At 41.1% G+C, this 17,700-nt stretch carries 12 protein-coding genes; 6 read left to right on the top strand and 6 right to left on the bottom strand.

Annotated elements, in window-relative coordinates:
* The first annotated feature begins 114 nt into the window (after positions 1 to 114).
* On the top strand, positions 115 to 1,242 hold the full coding sequence (locus tag CCS90_RS06900; RefSeq protein WP_099018824.1) for a S8 family peptidase: 1,128 nt from the start codon (positions 115 to 117) through the stop codon (positions 1,240 to 1,242).
* A gap of 33 nt (positions 1,243 to 1,275) precedes the next feature.
* On the opposite strand, the gene CCS90_RS06905 is transcribed toward CCS90_RS06900, so the two are convergent.
* Entirely contained in the window at positions 1,276 to 3,690 is a 2,415-nt protein-coding gene (locus CCS90_RS06905; RefSeq protein WP_133566539.1) for a fused MFS/spermidine synthase, read from the bottom strand.
* Positions 3,691 to 3,941: 251 nt separating this feature from the next.
* On the opposite strand from CCS90_RS06905, the gene mfd reads away from it, so the two are divergent.
* From mfd to CCS90_RS06925, 4 genes are all read left to right on the top strand, one after another.
* On the top strand, positions 3,942 to 7,364 hold the full coding sequence (mfd, locus tag CCS90_RS06910; RefSeq protein WP_099018826.1) for a transcription-repair coupling factor: 3,423 nt from the start codon (positions 3,942 to 3,944) through the stop codon (positions 7,362 to 7,364).
* Positions 7,361 to 8,170, top strand: a complete 810-nt coding sequence (locus CCS90_RS06915) for a CsiV family protein (RefSeq protein WP_099018827.1) — start codon at positions 7,361 to 7,363, stop codon at positions 8,168 to 8,170. Before mfd ends, CCS90_RS06915 begins: the two co-directional genes overlap by 4 nt.
* Positions 8,167 to 8,763 carry a YceI family protein gene (locus CCS90_RS06920; RefSeq protein ID WP_099018828.1) on the top strand — a complete coding sequence of 199 codons (597 nt, stop codon included), beginning with the start codon at positions 8,167 to 8,169 and terminating at the stop codon, positions 8,761 to 8,763. The genes CCS90_RS06915 and CCS90_RS06920 overlap by 4 nt, the downstream gene beginning before the upstream one ends.
* A gap of 75 nt (positions 8,764 to 8,838) precedes the next feature.
* Positions 8,839 to 9,627: an enoyl-ACP reductase FabI gene (locus CCS90_RS06925; protein WP_099018829.1), complete on the top strand. Its 789-nt coding sequence runs from the start codon at positions 8,839 to 8,841 to the stop codon at positions 9,625 to 9,627.
* Between the two features lie 74 nt (positions 9,628 to 9,701).
* On the opposite strand, the gene CCS90_RS06930 is transcribed toward CCS90_RS06925, so the two are convergent.
* Positions 9,702 to 10,595, bottom strand: a complete 894-nt coding sequence (locus CCS90_RS06930) for a TolB family protein (protein ID WP_162846906.1) — start codon at positions 10,593 to 10,595, stop codon at positions 9,702 to 9,704.
* A gap of 135 nt (positions 10,596 to 10,730) precedes the next feature.
* Positions 10,731 to 11,186, bottom strand: coding sequence for a hypothetical protein (locus CCS90_RS06935; RefSeq protein ID WP_099018831.1), 456 nt, complete (start codon positions 11,184 to 11,186; stop codon positions 10,731 to 10,733).
* Positions 11,187 to 11,457: 271 nt separating this feature from the next.
* Between CCS90_RS06935 and CCS90_RS06940 the strand changes: the two genes are divergently transcribed.
* On the top strand, positions 11,458 to 11,979 hold the full coding sequence (locus CCS90_RS06940) for a hypothetical protein (protein WP_133566540.1): 522 nt from the start codon (positions 11,458 to 11,460) through the stop codon (positions 11,977 to 11,979).
* A gap of 13 nt (positions 11,980 to 11,992) precedes the next feature.
* Here the strand turns inward: CCS90_RS06940 and CCS90_RS06945 are convergent, their stop codons facing one another.
* The 3 genes from CCS90_RS06945 to CCS90_RS06955 form a co-directional block, all read right to left on the bottom strand.
* Positions 11,993 to 13,780 carry a hypothetical protein gene (locus CCS90_RS06945; protein ID WP_099018833.1) on the bottom strand — a complete coding sequence of 596 codons (1,788 nt, stop codon included), beginning with the start codon at positions 13,778 to 13,780 and terminating at the stop codon, positions 11,993 to 11,995.
* Positions 13,781 to 13,945: 165 nt separating this feature from the next.
* Positions 13,946 to 14,155 (bottom strand): hypothetical protein, encoded by a 210-nt coding sequence (locus tag CCS90_RS06950; RefSeq protein WP_099018834.1) that lies wholly within the window; start codon positions 14,153 to 14,155, stop codon positions 13,946 to 13,948.
* Between the two features lie 107 nt (positions 14,156 to 14,262).
* Entirely contained in the window at positions 14,263 to 17,484 is a 3,222-nt protein-coding gene (locus CCS90_RS06955; RefSeq protein ID WP_211337069.1) for a S41 family peptidase, read from the bottom strand.
* Positions 17,485 to 17,700 lie beyond the last annotated feature (216 nt).

Raw genomic sequence — 17,700 nt, forward strand, 5'->3', positions numbered from 1 at the left:
CCTATTTATGACTTGCACCTTGAATTAGGTATGACCAATAAAAGCAGCCACATTAAAAAAATTACTGACTTAATCTTAAATTAAGCATTTTTATAAACAAATAGAGGAAGCATTATGAATAAATCAATATTGATGTCGGCCATCGGCATAGCAATCACAGGTCAAGTCTCTGCTCAAGAACTTCAGCCTTTTGGCACCAGCAGTGAACTGAACAATGTACACAACCGTTGTATCATAGCGTTTAACAACCAAACCCGTTCGTCCGACGTACAGGGCTTGGCCAACAGCATGGCTGCGCGCAGTAATGCTACATTAAAACACGTTTATTCAAAATCAATCAAAGGCATGACGATCAACATGCCATGTGACGCCGCCAAGAAAGCCTTCGCCAATGAGGGTTCCATCAAATCATTCACCCCAGACAGCGTGATTTCTATTTCTCGTGGCAAACCAGGTGGTGGTGGCGGTGGCGGTGCCTCTCAGCAAGCCTCATACGGCACAGCACGAGTGGGCGGACCTTTAGACGGCACTGGTTACACTGCTTGGGTCATCGATTCTGGTGTTGACTTAGACCATCCAGATTTGAATGTTGACGCCAGTCGTGGTTTTACTGCAATTAACAATGGAGGGATGAATGACTCCAATGGTCACGGCACACATGTGGCTGGTACCATTGGTGCCATAGATAACACCATAGGTGCCTTAGGAGTTGCCCCTAACACAACAATCGTACCAGTACGCGTATTGGATCGCCGAGGTTCTGGATCAACTTCTGGTGTCATTGCAGGTGTTGAACATGTGGCGGCCAATGCCAGTGCTGGTGACTGTGCCAACATGAGCTTAGGTGGTGGTGTTAGCCAAGTCTTAGACGATGCCGTTAAAGCGGCGGCAAGTCAATCAGGTGCATTCTTTGTATTGGCGGCAGGTAATGATGGTGATGATGCCAACAACCATTCACCAGCCAGAGCCAATGGCAATCGTGTTTACACCATTTCAGCCATTGATTCTAATGACAACATGCCTTCATGGTCAAACTATGGCAACCCTCCTGTTGATTATGCAGCGCCTGGAGTCGGCATTTTCTCATTGTGGAAAAGTGGCGGAACCAACACCATATCTGGTACCTCAATGGCAGCGCCTCATGCTTGTGCCGTAATTATGTTAAATAATGGCAACCCAGGTACAGATGGTACTGCTGGCAATGATCCTGATGGAAACCCAGACAGAATCATCAGCTTATAAGCAGATAACATTATCTGAGTACAAAGGCATCCTTTATCGGGATGCCTTTTTTTGTGCCCTCATTCCCTTGATGATTTCCGATGAATTGTAATTAACATCATTCTTGTATAAGGCCATAAGTGCGACTTGACCCAATTGAGGCTTATCTAAACTGTGGGTTTCGCTGTTCGATGACACTTGTAAAAGATTTTCATGAGTGGCCAGCTGTGAATTGAGTAATTTCCTGACATTATAAACTCCTATTTCCCGCAAAGTGGCTCTGAATAATTGGTTGCCACTTCTGCTTTCCAACCATGACTGGTCTGCATTCACTGAGCCATTTTTCTTATATAAAAAGACCAAATCATTGTCTGTCAATTGCCACAAACTGCTGGTACTGAAACTGCTGCTAAAAGTTTTGGCGATCATCAACAAACCCTGGGCAGAAAATCGATATTCTGGAACCCATTGGACGAACATACCACCACTGTTCAGGTTGTTATCTATCAGCTGATAAAATTCCGGGGTTAATAAGTTTTCAACACCGGCCACCCAAAAGTTAGAAGGAATTGAAATGATCATGTCATAAACCTCCTCAGATTGATGCAGGTGTTTGATCACATCACTGTGAATCATATTGATTTTGGGGTTTTGACTGCCTTGATAAGTGAATGGATCAAACCAGTGAAACTGTTTAATGACTGCAGCATTAATTTCACTGACATCAACCACTTCAACCAATTCTTGATGAGCCAATATGCCGGCAGTCACTCCTGTACCTAAGCCAACAATAAGTACCTTTTTGGGAGACTCAGTCAACAAATAAGGAAATAAACCCAATAGTCCGTTACCAGCCAAGTCCGACATGGCAGTGTCACTGTTGGAGCGGCCATTGATGGCAATCATTCGTTGACCAGACTGTTCACTTTGAAAAACATCAACCCGACCCTCGGGTTGCATGTCCGAAGCAATGATCTGATCATGGCCAAACCATTGCCACAACCATTCGTGGGCAGCTGCAGCACTGTTCAAATCAGTCAACTGCTTTTCAGTGGATTGAAAATAAAACCCCAATGCCAATCGTTGTTCTAACTCTTTAACTGGAAACAGATAAACCCCTACAAGCAACAAAGGCAACGCCGATTTAACCCAGATATATTGTTTTCGGGTCTTGATGATGGCCTGATTGGCAGCAAAAACCATCAACAGCAATACACAAAGAAAACTTAAAAATATTTGTTCAAAGTTAAAATATTGGAACATCCAATAGCCACCAACCAAGCCACCGACTACTGTTGCCAAGGTAGCCACTGCATACAAGTCACCCGTGGTTTTACCTAAAGCTGTATCGGTGTTTTTAAAGAAATGAAAAGCCCAGGGCAACAACATACTGGCGGTGACCACTGGGATAGCAATCACAACAAAAAACAGCACAAAACGAGCAACAAACAAATAAATGGGTGCATCGGTAGCCGTCAAAACAAATTGTTTCAGCCTCATGTCAGTATATGGCCATTCAGGTAAGGTGTAATAAATGACAATCCAAGCAAGCAACATCACGATTGGAACAACGACAAATAATCGTGCCGCTGAAGGCAGCCACTTTCCGGCTAAATAAGCGCCGATACCAACCGCAGCAATGAAGGCACCGACCACGGTAGGGTAAGCCAGGTGTGACCCTTCCGTTACCATGGAAAACAAACGAATAAAATACGTTTCCAGAGCAATCAGCAAGAAACCAGAACAAGCAGCCACCAACAGCACATACCGTTTATCGACTGCGGATTGTGGGTTGAACCCCACTGTCGATTCTGTTTGCACTTCATTTTCAATGGTTTCACGGCTATTTCTAAAATGCCGAGACAATTGTGGACTAAAAATCAATACCAAGACACCAACAGAAACATTCAATGCCCCTAATAGATAGGAGCTCAAAGCCAGTCCCAGGTGTTCAATCAGGAAGAATCCAGCCAATAACGTACCCAGAAAAGCGCCAATGGTATTGATGGCATAAATTCTGGCATGGGTCAAACTCGCTGATTGAAACCCCTGACTCAAACCTTGGGTTAAGAAAGGTAGCGTCACACCCATCAATACAGCAGGCGGTCCAATCAATAAAACGGTAATCAATAAATCCATCCAAAACACAGGTAAAAGCTGAAAAGACAATAAACTTGAAGCCAATTTAAACAGCAACGGAAACATCATGGCCCATAGCCCTATGATGATTTCAACCCAGCCATAACACAGCAGTTCTTTGTGTTTTGCCCGACGAGACAGCGCTCCTGCAGACCAATAACCCACACTCAAGGCAGTGAGGAAGGTGGTTAATATCAAGACCGAAGCACTGGCATCAGAACCCACTGAAAATGATAAATATCGCTGCCATATGGTCTGGTAAACCAGTGAACACAAGCCTGTCAATAACACCGCCAGCAGCACCATAAAATGCACTATTTTTAGATTCAAAACCACAACCCATATTGATAAAAGTTGATATTATAAGTCATTCAGTTTTATCTCCGGTATGACCCTAGGAATTAAGGAATGGGTTGGTTGCCAACTGATGTCAAGCAAGGTGCGCATTGTTTCAAAAAGGATTCGACTTTAGTTGGTTCCTTTGACATTCCCGAAGGATCACTAAGATAAATTTTCATTTTGATTCTAAACTGCATTTAAAAGCGTTAAAATGCCTGACCGTTTCAGCCAATCCTTGCTACATGCTTTTTCCCAAATCATTTGACCTAACCGCAGCGCAAAACTGGCAACAACTGAAAGGACTGGCTTTACCGCTGGCCATCAGTGAGTTTCACGAGCGTCACCCTGGATTATTGGTGGTGTTAACCGATTCAGTGCACCACAGTCGGGTATTGGAAAGTGAAATCGCTTTGTGTAATGAAGCTGATGACATCAAAGTGTTGCACTTTCCTATCTGGGACACCCTGCCCTATGATGTGTTTTCACCCAACCCAGACATTGTTTCGGAGCGGATGAAGTTTTTGGCGGAAATCAGCACAGTGAAACAAAACGCAGTGGTGGTGATGCCAGCACAAAACCTGATGCAAAAACTGCCAAATAAGGATTTCATTATTGGTCGCAGTCTGAACATCAAAGTGGGTGAACAATTTGATTTGCATCGATGGCGCAGTTTGTTTGAAAAAAATGGATACATCCATGTCAATGAAGTCAGGGAAGCCGGTGAGTTCGTGGTCAGAGGTGGGGTTTTGGATTTATTCCCTATGGGCGGCTTAGATGCCTTCAGGATTGAGTTATTTGATGATGAAATTGAAAGCATCCGCATATTTGATACCGACACACAATTAACCATCAAAGAAACCGATGTCATCCAAGTGATGCCGGCCAATGAATTCCCCTTTGATGATCAAGCCAGAGAATTATTCCTCAGTCGTTTCAGAGAGTGGTTCGATGTTGATACGAGAAAAAATACACTTTATCAAGACGTCAGAAAATCAATCAAATTCTCTGGTATTGAGCAATACCTACCGATGTTTCACCCTGAGTTGGCTGATATTTTTGATTATTTGCCCAAAGATGCAGTCTTCATTCATTGCCAACAAACAGCACCCATATTAAAAACCTGGGAAAAACAAATTCATGCCCGTTATGAAGATCGCCGACACGACATCCAAAGACCCATATTAGCTCCCAATGACATTTACTTGGCAGCTGATAACACATACAGTGACATTCTGAATTTTCAAAACATTTGGATCAACCAAAAACAATCCAGCAATGACAGCCGCGTTGAACATGATTTTGAGAGTCAATTACCGCCTCGATTCCAGACAGACAAGCACCCTGATTTGGTGACATTTTGCGACCAACAAAAACACCGTTTATTGATCACAGCCGATTCTTTGGGACGACAGGATTTGATATTAAACAAACTCAAATCTGCAAAAAATAAATTCAAAATATTCAATAGCATACAAGAATTTATTGACAGTAATTCTGAACGGGGCGTTTGTATTGCAGCGATAGAAAATGGGGTGTTTTTAAAACAACAAAACTTGGTCATTTTAGATGAAGGTTGTTTGTTTGGACAACGAGTTACCCGCAACCACACAGTCAAAAAATACAAAGCCAATCCTGAAGACATCATCAGCAATTTGACAGACCTTCATCTGGACTCACCCATCGTGCACATTGACCATGGTGTGGGCCGATACCGCGGCTTAAAAATGATGGACTATGATGGCGAAGCTGAGTATTTAGAAGTTGAATACTTTGGGGGTGACAAATTGTTTGTACCGGTTTCATCGTTACATTTGGTGTCCAGGTATTCTGGAGCCAGTGAAGAAAATGCCCCTTGGCATAAACTGGGTTCAGAAGTATGGGCCAAAGCCAAACAAAAAGCCGCTAAAAAAGTAAAGGATGTGGCGGCTGAATTGCTTTCTTTGTATGCCCAAAGAGAAGCCGCAGGAGGACAAGCCATGCGCCTGAACCCTGAAGAATACAGCCAATTTTGTGACGGTTTTCCTTTTGATGAAACTGAAGACCAATTGAATGCCATTTCGGCAGTCATTAAAGACATGCAAGCACCCACACACATGGACCGGGTGATTTGTGGTGATGTGGGTTTTGGCAAAACTGAAATCGCTTTAAGGGCCGCCTTCATCGCTGCCAATGAGGGAAAACAAGTTGTGTTATTGATTCCTACCACCCTATTGGCCCAACAACACTACGATAATTTTGTCGATCGTTTTGCGCCATTTCCCATTAAAGTTGAACTGTTGTCTCGTTTTGTCAGCGGCAAGGACACCAAAAGTATTTTGGCCGCTTGCGAAAATGGCCAGGCTGACATTGTAATTGGAACCCACAAATTGATTCAAAAAGGCATCAAATTTAAAAATTTGGGCTTGGTCATCATTGATGAAGAACATCGCTTTGGCGTGAAACAAAAAGACCGTTTGAAACAACTGAAAGCCGATGTTGATTTCTTAACACTGACAGCAACACCCATTCCAAGGACACTGAACAGCGCACTTTCAGGCTTGCGTGATTTATCCATCATTGCCACTCCACCAAAAGCCAGGTTAACCATCAAAACCCAAGTCATAGAATGGCAGAACAGTGTCATCAACGAAGCATGCACCCGTGAGATACAACGAGGCGGTCAGGTTTACTTCCTACATAACGAAGTACAAACCATTGAACAAATGGCAGAATCCATTCAAAAAATCAATCCCAGTGCTCGAGTCAGGGTAGCACACGGACAAATGAATGAAAAAGAACTGCAAAGCGTGATGGTTGATTTTTATAAACAACGATTCAACATTCTGGTTTGTACCACCATCATCGAATCAGGCATTGATATTCCCAGCGCCAATACCATCATCATCAACCGAGCAGACAAATTAGGTTTGGCACAATTACATCAACTGCGGGGTCGCGTGGGACGATCTCACCACAAAGCCTTTGCATTCATGATCATACCCAGTTGGAAATCAATCACCAAAGATGCGAAGAAAAGATTGGAAGCCATTGAATCTCTTGAAGATTTAGGGGCTGGATTCACCCTGGCCACACATGACATGGAAATCAGAGGCAGTGGTGAATTATTAGGGGAAGAGCAAAGCGGACAAATTCAATCCATTGGTTTCAGCCTTTATTGTGACATGCTCGAGCGTGCAGTAGCGGCATTGAAAAATGGTGAAGAAATTGACATTTTGAATGACGAAACCAACCACATTGATATTGAACTGAACATCCCTGCGTTGATTCCTGATGAATATATATTCGATGTTTATACCAGATTGACGTTCTATAAGCGCATGAACAATGCCAAAACCCCAGAAGCCTTGGATGAAATAAAAGTTGAGTTGATTGACCGATTTGGCCCCATGCCAGACCAAGCACAAAACCTGTTTTATGTTTTGAAATTCAAACAAAAAGCCCAGAAACTAAATATCAAATCAATGGTAATGAATGAAGAATATGCTGACATTAAGTTTGCCAAGCAAAGTGATGAGTTGTTCACTAAACTGATTCAACTGTTACAAAAACAACCAGAAAGCTTCAATCCTTTACCGCAAAATGGATTGAGATACACGGGTGATTTTCTACTGGCAGAACAACGGATTGATGCAATTCATCATTTATTTGATATACTCCAATCATGAAAAAAATCTTAGTCTCACTTATATGTGTATTCAGTGGGGTAGATGCCCAAGAGTACATACAGCTAACTGATCAAAATCAAGCCTATGATGTTGAAGTCATTGTCTTTGCCAGAAATTTAAGCCAACCCAATGCAAATACCATCAAACCACAAATCACCGATCTTGATGTAGTAACCAAAGACTTGTATAAAAACTCATCTGACCTGCCCTTATTTATATCTACAGCGACAGAAGAGCCCACCGTTAACAATGAAAACGTTGATGAAAATTGGCAAGTGCCATTGAATGACAACGCCATAAAAATGGAGGCATTGGTTTGGTTATACATTTCACAAAATATGTCACACCCTGTTATTGAGCGGTTAAAAAACAACCCAATCATCACTCCCCTGTTTCATCAAAAGTGGCGCCAACCGGCCACTGACTTTTTATCCCCTGTTTTTGTTGCAGTGAGTAACATCAAAACAAAACCTGCTACAAGCACTGATGCGATTCAAGTGCCTCAACGGCCCAGCACGCAAGCTATTGGAGATTATGAGCCCAGAAACTCATTGAATGTTGAAACAGTGGTTCATCCTGACTTTTCATTCGAGGGTGTGGTGTCATTTTCGAAACAAAGGTACACTCATTTTCAAGCCAAAATCAATTACTATAGATTGGATGAAGAAGGCCAGCAATTGATTTACAGCATCAATCAAAAAACCAGGGTTGAACTGGGACACTGGCAATACTTTGATCACCAGCAATTTGGTGTATTGGCTAAAGTAACCCCCGTAGAAAATGTAAAAAATGAGGTTTCGCAATGAATGTTATAAAAATTGGATTATTGTATTTCAGCTGCCTACTTTTAGTGGCTTGTCATCAACCAAAAGTTGATCCAGCCGAAACATCAATGAGCCCGATTAATTGGCAACTATTGACATCTGAAAGTCAACTAAGCTTTGTCACCACAAAAAACAAAACGATCACAGAAGAGCACACCATTCAATTCCATGGTGGTTATATTGATGACAATCGACAACTGATTGTCGAGGCTGATTTGTCTTCAGTTGATACCAATATTGAAATTCGTGATCAACGACTCAAAGACCTTTTGTTTCAGGTGGATGAGTTTCCGATGGCCACCATTTCCAGTCAGTTAGACAGAAAATTGCCTTTGGTAGAACCATTTACCATTGAATTTGATCTTGATTTACATGGAACCAAGAAGCCCATGACAGCCATTGTTATGCTTCAATCCGTGGGGAATAAATTGGTGGTAACCAATTTTGAACCTGTTTTTGTTCATGCCAAAGACTTCGATTTAGACTCAGGCATCAACCAATTAACTAAAATCGCAGGATTACAAAGTATCGACTACAGTGTATTGGTGGATTTCAAACTAACGTTTGAAAAATAATTGATTTCAATCACATCAGTGGCATTAGCAGATTAAAATCAGTAAGATGATAAGCCTTTGATAAGTGGAACAAACATGGGTATTCTTACAGGTAAAAAAGCGCTTATAGTGGGCGTCGCCAGCAACCGATCAATCGCATGGAGTACAGCCGAATTCATGCACCAACAAGGTGCTGAGTTGGCATTCACCTACCTGGATGACAAACTAAAAAAACGAGTTGATAAGATAGCCGAACAAACGGGTTCAGAAATTGTGTTGCCCTGTGATGTCAATTCTGACCAACAAATTGACGATGTTTTCACCGAATTAAAAAAACAATGGGATGGTCTGGACATTATTGTTCATTCTGTTGGTTTTGCGCCACGAGAATTGTTACAAGGTTCCTACTTAGATAACTTGACCAGAGAAGGTTATCAAATCGCCATGGATACCAGTTCATACAGTTTTGCGGCACTAGGAAAGGCAGGTAGAGAAATGATGCAAGGCAGAGACGCTGCATTACTGACCCTTTCTTATTTAGGCGCAGTCAGGGCCATGACCAATTACAATGTAATGGGGGTTGCCAAAGCTGCACTTGAAGCCAATGTGCGGTATATGGCACATGCCCTGGGCAAAGATGGCATTCGAGTTAATGGCATTTCTGCTGGACCCATCAAGACTTTGGCAGCTTCAGGTATTGGCAATTTTAAATCGATGCTGGATCATGTGGCCAAAGCAGCACCATTGAAACGCAACATCAGCCAAGAAGAAGTTGCCAAGGCAGCGGCTTTTTTGTGTTCTGATTGGGCATCAGGCATCACCGGTGAAATCACCTATGTTGATGCAGGCTATAACATCATGGCCATGACCGAAGTGGGCGAATAAGCAAAACTTCAATAAGGATTATTTTGGGCTGGAATTGGAATCCAGCCTTTTATTTTTCAATTGATTCTTATGAGTCAAAGACTCAGTTTAATCGGCATTTGATACACTTTGCTTAAACCATTCTCACCAGAGGTCATCAATTTAAACCATTGATAGAAATCTCTTTCAATTGATGGTAAATTTTTAAGCTTAGATTGGTTGCTGGTCCAATATAAAATGCCATTGATTTCATCATAATATGGACAGTAGTCCAATTGTTTACTGTTGACCTGGCCACCCATATTTTTTGCTGGCTGCCAAACGCCGTCCACTTTATGACTGATGTATAGATCACCTCCTCCCATATCATCAGCCCTGCCATATGAAGAAAATATCAACATCGATTCATCCGGAGCTATATAGGCATTGAATTCATAGGTGGGAGAATTAATCGCAGCAGGTAATATTTCAGCTTGGGTGTATTGCCCATCAACCAATCGACTGACATATATATCCTCTTTACCCAAGCCATCCGCTTTGGTGGCAGTAAAGTATAGGTTTCCATTACTGGCCACGCTGGGATAAAACTCATCACCTTCGTCTGTATTAATCATTGTATTCAATTTAACAGGATCTCCCCAAGGTTGATTCAATGAGGCCCTTTCAGTCATCCAAATGTCAAAATGATCCGTACTGGCGTTTTGAGCAGCATTTCTATTAGAAGCAAAATACAACTGTAAACCATTGGGATGTAAAAAAGGTTCAAGGTCTTTAAATTGACCAGAGAATGAAGCAATCATGGGTTTTGACCACTGTTTGCCTGTTTTTTGTAAACTGATTATTTGTGATGCGTCTTTGCTGATACTTTCCATGGTCACATACAAATCATCACCTTTAGAACTCAAAGCAAAATCACGCACATGGACCCCAGAAAGTTCAAAGGCAATTTCTGCAGCTTTACAATTTATTGCAGTGACTATTAAAACCATTAACAACACACATTTCATAACACATGCCCTATTTTGAATAATATTTGAACTGCAACTATTCTGACATAAAATGATTTATAGGCGTATAAAAACCCCGAATCATTTCATTAACCCAGGGTTTTGTCCTTTTCGCTTTTACCTTCTGGGTTGACTGTAAGAATCAATCAAACGATTCATTTTAACTTTGTAGTTTTTGATGTCATGTGCTTGGTTGATGTCATCAGCCTGCTGGATATACTCAAAAAGCATTTCTGCATCTAAAGCAATGATGGGATCAGTACCAGGGTTAAAGGCCAAGCTGTATATATCATTGATCGCATCTATGCTGCTTTCATGAATATAATGACAACCTGCACCCCCATCCCAAGGTTTCGTTCCATTGCTGGGGTCATAGTCCAACCATTTGGCTTGTTGACAAGCCACTTCATCCGCAAAGGCCCCTTTTAAGAATATGGTGGCATACGTGGGTGTTGATCCAACTGGGTATGCTGGGTAATACCAACCTGGACTGCTGATGGTTCCAGCCGCATTGACTTGTAACGACAAACTAACCAAACCAGACAATATTAAAAATTTATTTTTTAGTTTCATGATTTTCCTCATTGTTATTTAAATAAATGTTCTTAATTTGAACCCAATCAATGGTATAGAAGTTCGGAAAACTGGCCACATAAATCACGGAAAACATTGGTAAAAACAGACAACGGTTCAGCACTAAATAAAGACAGCGAGGTAATTAAAATAGATTCAATTAATTGATATACATCACATTTTTCAATTTTTACCAGTTTTTACCAAATCAAATGTATAGACATTAAGCAACTCGGGTTATCATCACTGAAATTATTTGCAGGAACTTCTGATGAAAAAAAATATAATTAAATTGATGCTTTGCATGATGATAACGACCAGCCAAGCGCATGAATTCTTAACTCAAATATTGGTTTATCCAGAGGACACCATCAAAATATCAGTTAACAGCACCACATACCATGTCATTGAAACATTCAACCTCAGCGAACAAGATTTAAATAATGGTTACAAAAAAGACCTGGTTAAACAGGAAATCAAGCGCATAGTCGCAGCAAGGCAAGACAATGTAGACGCGGAACATGTGGTGTGTGATGATTGGGACGGGGTGTTTAAAACCTGTGGCGTATTCGATCATTTCAATGAAGCACGGTCTTTAGCCATTGATTTGTGTGCAGGTGTAGCGGTCAATTATCCCGAGCTTTATCCTGATGGATTGATTCCACAATTTATTGGCCCCAATACTTTCATCAGTGGTGACTCAGCTGCAGCCAATCACCATGATTTGTATCATTTCAGTCATGGCTTGACATTCAATTGTGTTGAAGTGATATCAAATCTTGCCACTGAGTAAAGTAGGAAATGCTTTACTCTTTATTGCTGGCCAAAGAAAACTGTTTTATTTGATCAAGTAAAGCATCTAATCGCTGTTCCAATGAACAGCGATCTTCTTGGCTTAAATCATCACAAGTCAAAATAAAATGACAGGTTTTTACCACGTTCCTCCACCTGGGATTTTCCGGTATTTTATCAACATCCAAGTACTTGTCCAATGACCGAGTACGCAAGGTTCCGTTGTCGATTGAAATGGTCCAAACTTTACTTTTCTCAGCCAGTTCAACCCGGTCGGAACCTGTTGTTTTTTCCCAAATGGCCAGTGCATCCAATAAAGTAGAAACCAAGTTTACTTTAAACTCTTGTTTTAACGCTGCTGCAGAAACCGGTGTATTCTCATAATTTAAATGAGGACTTTGGTTTTGCATCAAAAACAACTGCTGTTTGTGGTGTTTGATCGATTGCATTAATACCTTTCTTTCTTTTCGCTTATTGAGAAAATAAGCAAACAAAACAATGGCCAATATCAAAAAACCAATGATACCGATTAAAATGGTATGGGTTAATTGTTGTAATTTTGCTGATTTGTTGGCATTAATCAGCTGCTCGTTGATCAAGTCATGTTGGATTTTTTGTTTTTCAATTTGATGCTTGATGTTATTCAAATCTTCATCATATTTTTCTTTTAAAAACTGCTCTCTACTGGCTTGTTGCAATTGTAAATATTCGTATGCCTTGGCCAAGTCTGTTGAACGAAAGAAGCGACTTAACAGCCCATAAAATTGACTGACTTGGTTGCTGTCAGCTGAAGTCATCGCCTGAGACAGTCCATTTTGTGCCAATTCAATTGCCGGATTGACCAAACCATTTTGAAACTTGACTGATGCTGCATCTAAATAATATTCAAGCCCTAATTCAATGTCATTGTCTTGGTGAATAGCAGCTGCCTCATCAAAAAACAATTGTGCTGAGGCATATTGCTTTAATCCCAAGTGGTATTTACCAATATTGATCATTGCTCGAGCTTGCGCCCTGGGTGAGTTTTTCAATTTGAAAGTAGCCACAATTTTTTGTGCATATTTTTGTGCTTCTGTAGCATTGCCAATTTTACTGTGTGCCTTACTCAGGTCTTCATAAATGTGTGAAATTTGTTGGTACACCCGTTCGTCAAAAGTTGGTTGTTGGGCATAGTTTAAATATTGATTCAAAGCCTGTTCATAGAAATCAACGGCCAGTGCATGGTCTTCCAAATCCATATGAACCAATGCAATGTTATTCAACGTTTTACCCACTTGATAAGCATCACCATAAGTTAATTTAAGGGTTAAACTTTTTTTAAAGTAGTTCAGTGAGTTGACGTAATCATTGAGTTTATAGGCCGTTAAACCCACATCATTAAAGCTTTTACTGAGCCACAATGGATTGTGCTCATTTTCCGCCAGGGATAAACCGTGTTGCAAATATTTATCTGCTTTCAAATAGTCACCCAGAAAATAATACTTCTGCCCCACCCGTCGGTTCCATTGGTATTGGTATTCAATGTGTTCAACGAACAGTGAGTGACTTTTTATTTTTGCCAAGTAATAAGACTCTTGTTCTGTGTGACCTAATTCGTGGTGAATTTCAACTAAATGCAACCAATTATCAATGATGTCTGCTTGGCCTAGCCCCTCTGTGGAAGCCGATTTTTCAACTTCGGATTCGCAAATGGGTAGCGCCTCAATGTAGTCGCCGCCTGTGATGGCATCCGCGCATGAAATACTGGCTTGAATAGCAGTGGTGGCAAACAATAAAACACATAAGCTCAGGATATATTTCATCGGTTGACATTGCTCATTTTACAGAAACAGCACATTCTGACATCAAAATGATGATCTTACCAAATGAAATGGTAGTCTTATCCACAAAAAGTGAAACTGCTGAATTCATTGTCATTTTTCTTGATGCACTTCAAATTTTCTCAAACTTTGCAATATCATAATATATCAAGATTGATTTGATTTGGCGTCTGTTGTTTGTATCAGAGAATGAATTAATGACTGCCAATAAAAAGAGCCGAATTGCTCGGCTCTGATTTTTCTATTGAAGGATTGTTTATCCTTTTGACGTTTGGCTTTATTGGATTTTCCATGCACACCACCTTTTCTCATGATGGCGGCTTTGGCCGTCCAGTTCCGCCGCTTTAATTCTTGCATACAGCGCTCCGGTTAAATTCATTATAATTGTAAAGCCATAACATGAATAAGGTCTGAATTAAATCCAATCATTGAGACCTTAATCAGGTCTCAATGATGTTTAAAGCTTAAAAGTCTTTCGGTGCAGGTGGAGACTTGATGGTTGACCTTGGGTTAGTCGCCAGGTCTTTCATTAACTCTTCAACGGCCCGTTCAATTGACGGGTCATGACCAGCGGCAATTAATTCAGGTCGATCAATTACTTCTATATCAGGAGTTACCCCTTCGTTTTCTACCGCCCAATTACCGTCTGTGTCCATAAAACGGAATGTTGATGCCAAAATTGAACCGCCATCGGCCAATCCAGGATTGCCGCTGATGCCAATCAAACCACCCCAAGTTCTGGTTCCAATGATTTTTCCTAAACCGGCTTTGCGGAAATAATAAGGTAAGGCATCACCACCTGAACTGGATTGTCCATTGGTTAACATCACTTTGGGGCCATCATGAGCAATCAAGGGTGTGGCATTGCTGTCCAAGTCTAAACCACGACGCTTCCAGTAATTCACAGTTTTTCTGGAGAGTAATTCAATCATGCGGTCTGGAATAAAACCACCACCGTTATAACGGTCATCGATAATCAGTGCGTCCTTACCAATTTGTGGCAACATTTGTTTAAACAATTCTCGGTTACCATCACCTGCCGTGTTGGGTAGATGTACATAACCAATTCTGCCACCTGACAATTGGTTAACCATGGCTTTGCGTGAGTTCACCCAATCCAAATAACGCAATTGGCTTTCAGAACTGATCGGCTTAACAAAAACCTTTCTGGCTCCTTTTTTATCGGATTTTTGATTCAACTCCAAGGCAATGGTTCGGTCCGCCTTGTGTTCCAATAATTGATAAATATTGGCTACGGATTGTGTATTGATGCCATCAATAGCAATCACAAAGTCTCCTTCATTGGCTACAACGCCTGCTTCAGTTAAAGGTGACCTTCTGGATTCAGTCCAATTCTCTCCTGCAAATATTTTAGTGATTTCAAAATAGCCACTTTTATGCTTTTTAAACTCAGCGCCTAACAATCCATTGGACTGCCTTTTAACTGAAGGTTGGTCGCCCGAATTGACATAGATATGACCTGCATTCATTTCACCTGCTATTTCACCAAACACATAATCTAAATCTGTTCGGTGGGTCGCTGCAGCAGCCATTGGCAGGTATTTGTCATGAATGGCTTGCCAATCATTACCATGCATTCCTGGATCATAAAACCAATCACGCAAGATTCTCCAAGCATCGGTGTACATTTGTTGCCATTCAGTGCGAGGATCCACTTTCATGGTCAAGTGTTTCAAATCAATTTTATCTTTAAGTTTTTGTTCTGCAGCGGCTTTCACCACCCCATAATCTCGGCCCTTTTGAACCAAAAGGTGCTTACCATCAATCGACAAACTGTAATTACCTACACCAGCAATGACTGTTTTGATTTCATTCTCAGTCAGATCTATGATTTTCAATGCAGTACCGTTGTTGCCATTTTCAACCACAAAAACCGCATCGCCATTACTTTGTACATTGTTGTAGTTACCTGCATCGCCAGGCAAGGCCACTACCCTGTTATCAAACCCTGCAAAATCAATGTCAACTTTAACGGTCTCTTTTTTGTCTTTTTCTTCATCGATTTGATTTTTTGAGGCTTCAAAGGGAAACAAAGCAGGTGATTGGTTATTCAATTGTGCAGCATAGACTCTGGTGGCATTGTTGTATAAATAATTAAACTCATAGCTGCTGAAAGTTAAATTATAATCACGGTTAGACAAGAAAAATAAATAGTGCCCATTGGGATCAAATACAGGTGAAAAATCATTGAAATCCGCGCTGGTCAATCGATTGGTTTGTCCACCTTGTAGGTCATGGACGAAAATTGAATTGAATCCTGTGTTTTCGGTTTTGGTATATACCAACCAAGCGCTGTCTGGAGACCAACTGTAATCGGTGATGTCATTGCGCTTGGAACGATCTATTTTATTGATTTTCTTGTCATTAACATCAACCACCCAAAGGGTTTGGTTGGTGTCTGAAAATGCCAATTTTTGGCTATCCGGAGACCAAACAGGTGTATAACGCCAAGTGTGACCGTCATCCGTTAATTGTTTAACCCGTCCTGATTTGATGTTTTTGGTGTACAGTTCGTACTCCCCCGTTTCATCACTCAAATAAGCCACACTTTTGCCATCTGGTGACCAGCTGACATCTATTTCTCTGGCTCCCGGTGTGCGACTGAATTCACGAATTTCATTGTTTTTTGTACTCGCTTTGAACAACTCTCCGCGTGCCGCAATCATCAATGATTCGGCATCTGGTGAAAGTGCCATTGATTCAATCATGTCTTTGACATTCTTGCGTGTTGCAATCAATGATTCTTGATTGGCTGTTACTGTAATATTAAGTTGTTTGCTGGTTTTGGACTGAGGGTCAAAACGCCACAAATGGCCACCATTTTCATAGACTATGGCTTCTGGCCCAGCAGATGCCCACAAAGAATCATAAAGATTGTGGTTAGTTACTTTCTCTGGTGAACCATTTTCTACATAACGGTATAAATTGAGGTTGTAATCACGGTCACTGATAAAATAGATTTCATCGCCTACCCAAACAGGTTGATGGTCAGAAGCCTCATGGGTGGTTAATTGTTTACTGGTATTGTTTTCCAAGTCATAAGTCCAAATGTCTTGAGCCCTACCACCACGGTACCTTTTCCAAGTTCTGAATTCTCTGTCCTTGGGGGTATATACCAAATGTTTACCATCTGGGGACAACATACCACCACCGGCCTCTGGTACGGCCAAAGGTTTTTCCATACCACCAGCCACTGGAACCCAATAAGGTTGGCCCATGCGTATTCCCCAAGGCAAACGATTGGCCCTGACCAAAATGTGTTTATCGTCCACTGACCAATCTAAAATTCGATAATCAAATCCGCCCCGTGGTGGCATCGGCCCCACATCGTTGTACCAAGTCAATTGAGTCAGGTCACTGCCATCTGCGTTCATCACATAGACTTGTCTTGAACCCGTATATTCAGCAGTGAATGCAATTTTTTTGCCGTCACGAGAAAATTTAGGAAAAGCTTCAAAACCTTCATGCGCTGTTAACCTCTTGGCCACACCATCAGTAACAGCAGCCGTATAGATATCACCGGCATAAACAAAAGTGACTTGATCCCGATGAATGTCAGCAAACCTAAGTAACTTTGTATCAGCTGCTACTTCGAAACACATAAAGACAGCAATTAATAGCAATAGGATGGTTTTGTGGTTTTGTCTTGGTAATTCGTGGTTCATTATTGTGGTCCCCAAAATGATGATGTAATAAATGATGAAGAATTTTAACATCAAAGCATCTACTGTACACAGGCCAAAAGTATCAGTCTCAGTGTTTCTTAGGCTCACATTCATATCTGTCACGAGTCCTGTCTTTATGGTATGAACTGTTTTGATAAGTTCACAAAGTAAAAAAACTTACATCCTTCATTGGACTCACTTTTTTATAGGTAGCAA

This window comes from Marinicella litoralis (assembly GCF_002591915.1).
GTDB lineage: Bacteria > Pseudomonadota > Gammaproteobacteria > Xanthomonadales > Marinicellaceae > Marinicella > Marinicella litoralis.

Coding starts and splice junctions, on each gene's coding strand:
- CCS90_RS06900 (WP_099018824.1), top strand. CDS start 115: ATGAATAAATCAATATTGATGTCGGCCATCGGCATAGCAATCACAGGT.
- mfd (WP_099018826.1), top strand. CDS start 3,942: ATGCTTTTTCCCAAATCATTTGACCTAACCGCAGCGCAAAACTGGCAA.
- CCS90_RS06915 (WP_099018827.1), top strand. CDS start 7,361: ATGAAAAAAATCTTAGTCTCACTTATATGTGTATTCAGTGGGGTAGAT.
- CCS90_RS06920 (WP_099018828.1), top strand. CDS start 8,167: ATGAATGTTATAAAAATTGGATTATTGTATTTCAGCTGCCTACTTTTA.
- CCS90_RS06925 (WP_099018829.1), top strand. CDS start 8,839: ATGGGTATTCTTACAGGTAAAAAAGCGCTTATAGTGGGCGTCGCCAGC.
- CCS90_RS06930 (WP_162846906.1), bottom strand. CDS start 10,595: ATGGTTTTAATAGTCACTGCAATAAATTGTAAAGCTGCAGAAATTGCC.
- CCS90_RS06935 (WP_099018831.1), bottom strand. CDS start 11,186: ATGAAACTAAAAAATAAATTTTTAATATTGTCTGGTTTGGTTAGTTTG.
- CCS90_RS06940 (WP_133566540.1), top strand. CDS start 11,458: ATGAAAAAAAATATAATTAAATTGATGCTTTGCATGATGATAACGACC.
- CCS90_RS06945 (WP_099018833.1), bottom strand. CDS start 13,780: ATGAAATATATCCTGAGCTTATGTGTTTTATTGTTTGCCACCACTGCT.
- CCS90_RS06950 (WP_099018834.1), bottom strand. CDS start 14,155: ATGCAAGAATTAAAGCGGCGGAACTGGACGGCCAAAGCCGCCATCATG.
- CCS90_RS06955 (WP_211337069.1), bottom strand. CDS start 17,484: ATGAACCACGAATTACCAAGACAAAACCACAAAACCATCCTATTGCTA.